Source organism: Carboxylicivirga marina, assembly GCF_016612505.1.
Classification (GTDB): Bacteria; Bacteroidota; Bacteroidia; order Bacteroidales; family Marinilabiliaceae; genus Carboxylicivirga; species Carboxylicivirga marina.
Genome location: NZ_JAENRR010000150.1, coordinates 1 through 1,165, shown reverse-complemented (window position 1 = coordinate 1,165; position 1,165 = coordinate 1). Strand labels below are relative to the sequence as shown.

General features: G+C 40.4%; 1 protein-coding gene. It reads right to left on the bottom strand.

Features of this window, described 5'->3' with window-relative positions; translation table 11 throughout:
• Window positions 1-1,055 (bottom strand): IS5 family transposase (locus tag JIV24_RS22155; RefSeq protein WP_200467269.1); only part of this gene is annotated, 1,055 nt, incomplete at its 3' end.
• Window positions 1,056-1,165 lie beyond the last annotated feature (110 nt).

Sequence of the window (1,165 nt, the reverse complement as noted above, 5' to 3'; positions counted from 1 at the left end):
TAATTTTGAGCATTGGACATAACAATCCCCGGAGATCTGTATAAGTTATAGGCTATTGCCTCCAGTACATGTTGGGTATGGGTTTTATCCAGCCCAACATATTTCGCAATTCCTGCTCCGAACCACCTATTCATACCTCCGAAGGTGCGCTCTACTTTGTAGCGATCTTTACTAATTAGTTTATTGAATCGTTTTTCCCACTCAGTCAGAGGTCTATTGCGGTAAGCCTTGTGTTGTAAACGATTTTTGATATTTAGTTCTTCTAAAAGCTTATCATTATCCGGAACCTTATAGCCTTTGTCCGCATAGGTGCCTTTTTTTACTTTTGATCGTGGTGTCTTCTTCAAAAGAGGTTTTAAGCCCTTACTATCATGCTCGTTTGCAGTAGTGGTATGCACCGCTGTCACCAATCCTTCCTGGTCAGCAGCAATATGCTTTTTAAATCCGTAATGAAGTTTTCCTCTTTTTTTCAGCCACCTGCCTTGTTCATCTACACCCGGTTGCTTTAGCTTAACCAGCTTGAGTTGTTTGCCTTCTTCCAGTTTGGATTCTTCACTCTGCAAATCCTCTTTGCGGTCTTCCGCAATTTCATATTTTGTTTTTCCTTTGGGGCGTCTTGGAGTATTGGTTATAGAAGCATCCACCAGGGCAGCCCCCTCTTTGACCATGATACCTCGCTCTTCGAGTTGCTTGTTGAATTTCCTTAATAGACGATCAAAAGCTTTCTTCACTGTTAGTTCACTTCTAAACCGTGACAAGACGCTATGGTCAGGTACATCATCCTCAATCTGTAAACCACAGAACCGCATAGCAGACAAGTTATCATTGACCATATCTTCAACACCGGGATCGCTTAAACGATACCATGTCTGTAAAAGCAGCATTTTGAAAAGTAACAAACCGGGGTATGATGGACGCCCATCTACGCTATGTCCGCGCTTATATACTTTGTTTATTTCCTTCTCTATGGGATGCCAGTCGATGATCTGGTTAATTTGGCGTAAAAATGTGTTTTTTCGCGTTCTACGCTCGACATGATGCGATACAAAACTCATATGTAACTCCTTTTTAATCACATCTTTAAGTTAATAAAACTCTAAAGAAAAACCAACTTAAATAACTATTAATCTGAGACTTAATGATGTTCTTACCTTGCAAAGGTTTC